This window comes from Kitasatospora sp. NPDC057542 (assembly GCF_042801945.1).
Taxonomy (GTDB): Bacteria; Actinomycetota; Actinomycetes; order Streptomycetales; family Streptomycetaceae; genus Kitasatospora.
Map to the genome: position 1 here is coordinate 1 of NZ_JBHVFE010000451.1, position 7,247 is coordinate 7,247.

General features: G+C 70.2%; 9 protein-coding genes. 3 read left to right on the plus strand and 6 right to left on the minus strand.

What is annotated here, in order from left to right; genetic code table 11:
- Nucleotides 1–517 precede the first annotated feature (517 nt).
- The 4 genes from ACFU7Y_RS36135 to ACFU7Y_RS36150 form a co-directional block, all read right to left on the minus strand.
- The gene (locus tag ACFU7Y_RS36135; RefSeq protein ID WP_380770889.1) at nt 518–1,078 is read right to left on the minus strand and encodes an ATP-binding protein; all 561 of its coding nucleotides are present in this window, start codon (nt 1,076–1,078) and stop codon (nt 518–520) included.
- The gene (locus ACFU7Y_RS36140) at nt 1,075–1,485 is read right to left on the minus strand and encodes a hypothetical protein (protein ID WP_380770890.1); all 411 of its coding nucleotides are present in this window, start codon (nt 1,483–1,485) and stop codon (nt 1,075–1,077) included. The genes ACFU7Y_RS36135 and ACFU7Y_RS36140 overlap by 4 nt, the downstream gene beginning before the upstream one ends.
- Before the next feature lie 285 nt (nt 1,486–1,770).
- Nucleotides 1,771–3,012, minus strand: coding sequence for a helix-turn-helix domain-containing protein (locus ACFU7Y_RS36145; RefSeq protein WP_380770891.1), 1,242 nt, complete (start codon nt 3,010–3,012; stop codon nt 1,771–1,773).
- A gap of 279 nt (nt 3,013–3,291) precedes the next feature.
- Nucleotides 3,292–3,729, minus strand: coding sequence for a hypothetical protein (locus ACFU7Y_RS36150; protein WP_380770892.1), 438 nt, complete (start codon nt 3,727–3,729; stop codon nt 3,292–3,294).
- A 172-nt stretch (nt 3,730–3,901) separates the two neighbouring features.
- On the opposite strand from ACFU7Y_RS36150, the gene ACFU7Y_RS36155 reads away from it, so the two are divergent.
- Nucleotides 3,902–4,237, plus strand: coding sequence for a hypothetical protein (locus ACFU7Y_RS36155; RefSeq protein ID WP_380770894.1), 336 nt, complete (start codon nt 3,902–3,904; stop codon nt 4,235–4,237).
- Nucleotides 4,238–4,393: 156 nt separating this feature from the next.
- Entirely contained in the window at nt 4,394–4,651 is a 258-nt protein-coding gene (locus tag ACFU7Y_RS36160; RefSeq protein ID WP_380770895.1) for a hypothetical protein, read from the plus strand.
- A gap of 238 nt (nt 4,652–4,889) precedes the next feature.
- Here ACFU7Y_RS36160 and ACFU7Y_RS36165 read toward each other — a convergent pair whose 3' ends face one another.
- Both ACFU7Y_RS36165 and ACFU7Y_RS36170 read right to left on the minus strand, forming a co-directional pair.
- Nucleotides 4,890–5,321: a PIN domain-containing protein gene (locus ACFU7Y_RS36165; RefSeq protein WP_380770896.1), complete on the minus strand. Its 432-nt coding sequence runs from the start codon at nt 5,319–5,321 to the stop codon at nt 4,890–4,892.
- 40 nt (nt 5,322–5,361) lie between these two features.
- Nucleotides 5,362–5,682 carry an AbrB/MazE/SpoVT family DNA-binding domain-containing protein gene (locus ACFU7Y_RS36170; protein WP_380770897.1) on the minus strand — a complete coding sequence of 107 codons (321 nt, stop codon included), beginning with the start codon at nt 5,680–5,682 and terminating at the stop codon, nt 5,362–5,364.
- Nucleotides 5,683–6,059: 377 nt separating this feature from the next.
- Between ACFU7Y_RS36170 and ACFU7Y_RS36175 the strand changes: the two genes are divergently transcribed.
- Nucleotides 6,060–7,145 (plus strand): tyrosine-type recombinase/integrase, encoded by a 1,086-nt coding sequence (locus ACFU7Y_RS36175; protein ID WP_380770898.1) that lies wholly within the window; start codon nt 6,060–6,062, stop codon nt 7,143–7,145.
- The last annotated feature ends 102 nt before the right edge of the window (nt 7,146–7,247 follow it).

A 7,247-nucleotide genomic window follows, 5' to 3' on the forward strand; every position in this document is an offset into this window, starting at 1 on the left:
TGAAAGGGGTGGAGGGGTCCCGGGCGGCCCCCCCAACAGTGGGGCCGTCCCGGACCGGCCGGCCCCGTACCGGGTGGCACGTGCCGGGACGGACGGGCAGGGCAGCACCGTGCCTCGGCTCCCTGCTCGTCCGGTTCACCCGGGGCCCTGGCGAACGGGGGTGTGCTGTCCAGGGCCCCGGACTGCCCGCCGCTCCCCAGCAGCGGGTGGTCTCAGAGGGTGTGCGGGCCCGGTCAACAGCCCCGGAGTCCGGGCCCGCACACCCTCCTGGTGGCACCGTCTGCAGGAACGGCGCCACCCGAACCGCGGGGCCCCCGTCTGGGCCCCGCGGGTGTCCGGACCGCTTCCCCGCCCAGACACGGGGGGAATCGGCCCTTGGACGCGGTGAGCGTGCGCGCCCCGGATGGGAGGGCGGTGCTCTTCCGCCGCCCACCCCGCGAGTGTTCGGGGCGGGCGTTCTGGAGTCCGGTGGCGCCCACTGCGGGGAGGCAACAGGCGTCACCGGAGGTCTACGAGGTCACGCGGGTATTCGATCGAGTGCCCGGCGCCCGGGTAGCGTGCCGACGGCCGGGCTCGGCTGGGACTTTCGTGCGGCGGTGTCTGAGCGCAACACCGCGATCTGCGGGCCGACCTGCTCGGCCAGGGCGGCCGCCGACCGTGTGGGTACGGGCAGCTTGATTTCCGCCCAGACCGTCTTGCCGCCCTCGGGGAGGTCTTCGACACCGAATCGGGCGACGATCTTCATGACCAGCCTCAGGCCGCGGCCGCAGGTCGCGTCGGTGCTCATCGGCCGGTACTCGGGCCGTCCGGGCCCAGGGTCGGTCACGGACACCCACAGCATGTTCGGGGCGTCGTACCGCAGGGCAGCCGTCAGCGTCATATCCGACCGGCCACCGTCGCACCCGTGCACGACAGCGTTCGTGCCAAGTTCGGTTAGCACGAGCGCCACGTCGTCCCGTATGGCATCCACCTGCCGGCCGTCGAGGCCCAGCGACGGCAACGCCGTCTTCACCCACCGACGAAGGTCACGGATCCGTGCTTGCTCGGCAGCGAATCTGAGGCTTGTGGCGGCGCTCATCGTGCCAGCTTGACAGTCGAGCTAGAGGAAGCCGCCTCCGCCAAACGTCGGCCAACGTCGGCGCCGTGCAGCAGGACGGTGGGGTGATTCGTCTGGGGCACCCACGGCGGAGTGTCCCAACGGGTACCGTGCGAGGGCGGAACCGCGATCCAGTCGCTCGGCCCCGACCGGACCTTGACACCCGCTCGGTCCGCCTTCGCGTACCGGCCGGTGGCCGGGAGGGTCAGAAGAGTCACCGACTCGTCGGTGACGATGCACGGGACCTGGGCCACCTTCTCCAGCACGACCATCGCGGCCATGCCGACGTCCCGGGGTACGACCAGAGCGTCGAACCTGGTGGTCCAGGCGATCAGACCTGCGCCCGGCGACTCCTCCAGCTCCTCAACAACACGCTCGGGAGTAAACAAGATCGGGCTGTCCAGACGGGGATGGGCGCCCGGGGACGCACAGTTCCGGTCACCGCAGGTGCATCCCTGTCGTGGACGGTTCCGGTACCCGATGGACAGCGGCCAGCCCAGGGCCGAGTAGGCGGTGGCGGCGGCATCCGGCCGACGGGTGTTGATCAGCTCCATTGCCAGTCTCCCACGGTGATCACGCACGTACCTCTGGTGACCTCTTGAGAGTGGCAGCTCGAAAGAAGCGGGCCCCCTAGAAATCCTAGGGGGCGTCAATTGTTCGACCCGAAGGGACAGTTAATGCACAAGCTCCATGTTGCGGATGAGCCCTGACAGGGCCGCGCCCTGCGACGGCACTCCGACCTGTACGAGCTCGGTGACCAGAGCGCGACTCATGGGGTCGGCGTACACGTAGTGCGGTGCCGCCGTAGCGGCTTCCTTCAGCTTGACCACGGCTGCTGAGCTTTTACCCATCCGGTGCATCGCTCGGGCCTCGTCGATTGCGTAGTGCGTGCGCCGCTCCTTCGACGGGATCTGGGTGATGTCCACCTCGGGGACGTACTTGAGGCCGCGGTCCGGTTGGTCCACCTCAACGCCGGCTTCCGCCGCGTGCACGGCCACGACGCCGCGACCGAACACGGTGTGGTTCGCCAGGTCGTACCAGTTGTCGCCGAGCCTGTTGGCGTCCTCCAGGGCGGCGTTGATGCTGGCCCAGGCGTCGCCCTTGCGCCCCGCGCGGGCGTAGGCGATCGAGCACCGCAGTTGCAGGGCCCCACGCAGCGAGACCGCTTCCTGGTCAGGCGCCCCTCCCTCGGCGTAGGGCTCAAGGTCTCGCATTGCGGCCTCGGCAACAGCGATGGTCTCCCTGTTCGAGGCCTGGTGCAGCAGCGCACCGCACCTGTCCCAAGCGACGGCAGCCCGCATCAGGGGGTCGTCAACAGCGGTTGCGGCGCCCGCCGCGACTTCGGCGGCTGACCAGGCCAGATCCGGGTAGCCAAGTTGGTTCAGGCACATCCGGGCGGTCCTGGAGGCGTCGACCAACAGTCTCAGGGCCTCGTCTCGTTGGTGCCCGACGAGGGTGAGCACTGCCGTGTTCAGGTCCTCGATCAGCGGCGGCAGCAGGGTGGCGACCTTGGGCAGGTTCGCGGCCTGGCGGGCTACGTTGGCGCGGCGAGACTGCTTCCGCAGCTCGGCCAGTTCGACTGGGGCGCCCTGGGGAATGAGTCCGGGATGGCCGGAGAGAATGAGACCGGCGCGACGGATACCGGTCCGGATCGCGGGGACGTGCGCGTGGGCAAGACTGCCCCCGGCGCGCTGAAGGCGGTATGGCTGGCCGAGAAGCCATACGACGTCGACATCGCAGCGGTCGGCGATGGAAGTGATCACGCTGTACCGGTCGAGAGGCTGTCGACCGCTCTCGACATTCGCCATCCAGGATTCGGCCCGCCCTAGGTAGCCGGCCAGCTCAACTTGTGTCAGCCCAGCCGCATTTCGGGCAATCCTCACGCGCGCGCCAATGTGCTCGCTGTTCAGGGGCATACTGGTGTTCTCCGTTCTGACCTCACTCAATCAGGACGGTACTCCGGATGCCGCCCCCGTGGAGCGCTTAGGCCGAACGGGGGCACATCCCCTTGCTACCCGCCCCCTCTACGCCAATAAGCGGACCAGTGGCTTCGGCTGCGGGTCCAGGATCGTCCGAGGGTGGGCGTCGTCGGCAACCTCACTACCGCGCGCACCTGCCTGGAGGCCCACTACTCCGGCCGCACGACGGTCCACGGCCTCCGGTTCACACCCCTCCGGGCCCGACCACGGCAACCGCTACCGCCGGAACAGCAGGTCGTGCAGGCCCTCCTCGAACGCAGGGTGCGCGTACCGCTCGGTCCCATACCCAGGCATCTCGACTTTCCTGAGCTGGCCGCCGACGATGTGGGAAGTCAGGGGCATCAGCAACGCCTCCGGCCACACCCCGGTGCGCGCACCTTCGGACAGCACCCGGCGGAACGCCCCGGTGGAACCCCTCAGGCTCCGGCCCTCGGCCCGCAGTTGATCGGCCGGGCATTCCCCGTCGCCCTCAACAACCTGCAACAGGATCTGTTGCGCCCGGGGCGGCAGGCGGTCGTAGTAGGCGCGTGCCCGCTCTGGGGTCCAGCGGTCATCCGGTACGACCGCCACCACGGCGGCCGGCGTGGCGGCCAGGGCGAGCAGCTGTTCCAGCGCATCGGGGGTCGGGTTCTCCACAGTGGTCGTGATCTTCATGCCACTGACGGTTCCACATCGGACGCCTTGAACACAAAAGACACACATAAACGTTCACTAGACCAGGTGAAGCGCTGCGCTTCACCCGTGCACTGCCCCTTCCGGTGCTCAATCGGGTGAGCAACGGTGCGGTGGCGGGCTGGAGTTGGGCGCGAGGCCGTACGCTCCCGCCATGACCGCCGTGAACGACCACCAGGATGCCGTCTACCTGCGCCCCGGGGAGGTGGGCGCGCTGGGTGCGTTCATCCGCGCCCGCGCCGCAGAGCACGAGGCCCGCTTCGGGGATGAGGGTGCCGAGCGGGTCGTCGCGGCGCTGTGCGGCGCTGCGTACTTCATGGAAGCCACCGTGGAGGCGCTTGCGAAGTCCTCGCTTGGCGATCACCTGGTGATGCGCTGCCAGTTGCAGTGGGACGTCATGCTGGAGATGGCCGCGCCCTGGTCCGACCACCGGGACTACCGCCCGCTGTGGTCCCGGAACTCGATGGGCTGCAGCGTCACCTCCGGGTAGCCGGACCGTCCCGCCCGTGGCCTGTGGCGTTCGCCCCGGCCCCCGAAGCCCGGTGGGACGGGTGTCAACGAACGGAGACGCGGTACCAGCGGGCGGACCCCCAGTGGACCCGCGCGCCGCACCGTCTCCGGGCGATCCCGGCACGAGGATGGCCGGGTGGACTACCTCCTGGAGTGCGGGCACCCGATTAGCAGGGAAGCCTGCGACGGCTACTGCGCCGCCGAGCGCGGGACCCTCGCCGCGGAGCCCTTCGCGGACCTGGACGACAGCACGCTGGCGTGCGGGCACCGGTGGACCGGGACCGTGTGGAACCCGGTGTGCATGCAGGGCTGCCCACCGCCCGCCGGCGATGTGGACGACGACTTCGGCGACGACCTGGAGGAGCCGAACGGTTTCCGGCTCGGGGGCTGGTAGCGGGGCCGGATGGGCGAGCGTCCGGCACTCGCCGAAGCGTCGGCTCGCAGCCGTCCCCTGCGGTGGCCGTGCCGGACGCGGCCCGGGTGCGGCCGCAGACCCGATGGTGAGCGGGCGGCCGGGCGCGGAGCCCGGGGCCGCCCGGGCGCCCTCGACTCCCGTCCCGGATCGGTGTCGGCCGCCCCCGGGAACGACGGAGTCCCCCCGTCCGGCGGACGGGGGAACTCGCGGTGGTGCGTCAGCGGAAGAGCTTCACCGGCACGGTGAGCAGGTGCTGATACTCGACCCAGAGGCGGTCGCCCGTGACGGCCGGAACACCGAGGTGCTCGGCCAGCGCGAGGACCTGGGCGTCACCGCGGGCCAGGGTGCGGTTGCCGTGCTGGTCGCGCTCCGCGCGGCAGAGCTGGAGCAGCTCGGCGGCGCGGGCCGCCTGGGCGACGGTAGTGGTGGTGACCACCTGAAGCCCGATCGCCATCAGGTCCTGGGCCAGCGTCGTCGGGGTGCCCAGGTAGCCATGGCGCAACGCGTGCTGGACGACCTCGGTGAGCGTGTCGGTCGTGATCGCGGCGCCGGGCAGCAGGGCCTCGGCGGCCTCGGCGCCGGTCTCCTGCAGGATGTAGGCCAGGACGGTACTGGCGTCTGCGGCCGAGTGCGCACTGGTCGGGTTCAAGGGGTACTCCTTGCGGGGATCGTGGGATGTCGGGTCGGCGTCACGGTGGCGAGGAGTCACCAATGGGACGTCGGTCAGCACCGGTGTTGTTCGGGTCTGACCATTCCTCGCTCTCCTCCCGGTCCCGCTCCGCGCGGATCTCGGCGACGATGTCGGTCGGGCGGTCTCGCCTGGCGAACGACCCGCGCAGCCGGTCCTTGACCGCCTGGACGGATTCGACGGTGAAGACGCCCGGGGCGACGACCCGCAGCACGACTTCCTCGCCCTCCGTGATGCCGGCGGCGCGCTGGAGCGCGACCGGGATGGTCAGCCGTCCACGGGGGCCGACCTTTGAACGAGTGGGCGTGTTGAGGTCATCCATGATTTTTTCCCTTCCCGCCCCCTCTCGGGGGCACCCACCACAGACCGTCGACTTGGGGGCTAACCCATGGTCAAAGGCCCCTGGTATCGGCAAGGGTAGCAAATTCCAAATCGCGCCCACAAAGCCGAACCTGTCCCACAAGTGGCGGCCCCGCACCCATTGTTTTCCGCTACCATCGGGCCATGGCGACCAGTCAGCTCGACCCGGCCGACGGCGGGTCCGTTCCGTCCCTTCCGTCCAGCCCGTTGCAGAACGCGGTGTTCCGTAAGCTGATGGATAACCTTGGGGTAGTTCAGACCGGTAGGTCAGGGAATCAGCGGTTCTACACCTCTCGCGCCGAACTCCTAGCTCAGGCCGTTACGCCCGAGACGTTCGTGATGATCCTGGAATGGATCAATTCGACCCGGCGGGCATCGGTCGGCACCAAGCGCGAGTACGTGGACGACATCCGCCGCACCTGGGCGAACTACGCCCGCGAGCTCGGTCACGACCGGTTCAGCATCGGCTGCTTCGCCCCGGAGCAGATCACCGCCTGGCGCATCCGCATGGAGGCCGAGGGCGTGCGCCCCGCGACCGCGGACCGCCCGGCGCAGGGCGCCCGCCCGGCCACCATCGCCCGCAAGCTGCGCTCGCTGTCCTCCCTGCACGTCTACGCTGCCGAACGCCGCGACGGCCTGCGCAACCCAGTGCTACGCGACGACCTACCGCGGATCGACAAGGGCAACACCTCCTCCTCCACCCCGGTCCTGGAGAAGGAGGAGATCCAGGCGCTCTACCGCGCCGCCGAGAGCGAACTCGACCTGCTGGTCGTCGAGTTGCTCTATACGCTGGCCGGGCGGGTCGGCGAGATGTGCGCCGCCGACGTCACCTCCCGGATCGAGCGCGGCCGGCGCTCCTACCTCAACGTGACCCGTAAGGAGGCCAAGGAGCGGATCCTGCCGCTCGGCGTCGCCCTCGCCGAACGCCTCGACGCCCACACCGCCGGCCGCACCGACGGCCCGCTGCTCCTGGACGCGGCCAGCAACCGGCTCGACCCCTCCGACGTCGACCGGATCCTCACCCGGCTCGGCCACCGTGCCCGCGTCCTGACCTGCCCCGACACCGACCGGCCGCCGGGCCCCGGCCGGGAACGGCACGCCTTCAAACGCTGCGAGAGGTGCCGCGACGTCACCCCGCACATCCTGCGCGCCTCCCGGATCACCCACCTGCTGGACGATGGCGTCGATCTCGTCGAGGTCCAGGCCTTCGCCGACCACGACAACCCGGCCACCACCGTCGGCTACCGCGAGCGCCGGCAGATTCACGCGCGCAACGCCGCCCTGGTCGACGCCGGATCGGCGCTCTTCGAAGGCCTCCGCCCGACCCCGCCGGACGCCCCCGTCGGCTGTCCCGTCGAGGGCACCGACCTGGTCGAGGTCGACGACCCCGACCAGACCCCCGGCCAGCTCGCCGTACCCGTCTGAACTGCCCCGAGCGGGCCAGCGACGCAGGGCTCATCCCGGCCGAACTCGCTGCCGAGCTCGACCGCAGCCGAGTACTGCGCGACGAACTCACGCAGGGCACCG

Bases quoted from the DNA above. Each gene is read 5' to 3' on its own strand.
- ACFU7Y_RS36150 (WP_380770892.1), bottom strand. From the start codon at position 3,729: ATGAAGATCACGACCACTGTGGAGAACCCGACCCCCGATGCGCTGGAA.
- ACFU7Y_RS36145 (WP_380770891.1), bottom strand. From the start codon at position 3,012: ATGCCCCTGAACAGCGAGCACATTGGCGCGCGCGTGAGGATTGCCCGA.
- ACFU7Y_RS36170 (WP_380770897.1), bottom strand. From the start codon at position 5,682: ATGGATGACCTCAACACGCCCACTCGTTCAAAGGTCGGCCCCCGTGGA.
- ACFU7Y_RS36135 (WP_380770889.1), bottom strand. From the start codon at position 1,078: ATGAGCGCCGCCACAAGCCTCAGATTCGCTGCCGAGCAAGCACGGATC.
- ACFU7Y_RS36175 (WP_380770898.1), top strand. From the start codon at position 6,060: ATGATCCTGGAATGGATCAATTCGACCCGGCGGGCATCGGTCGGCACC.
- ACFU7Y_RS36155 (WP_380770894.1), top strand. From the start codon at position 3,902: ATGACCGCCGTGAACGACCACCAGGATGCCGTCTACCTGCGCCCCGGG.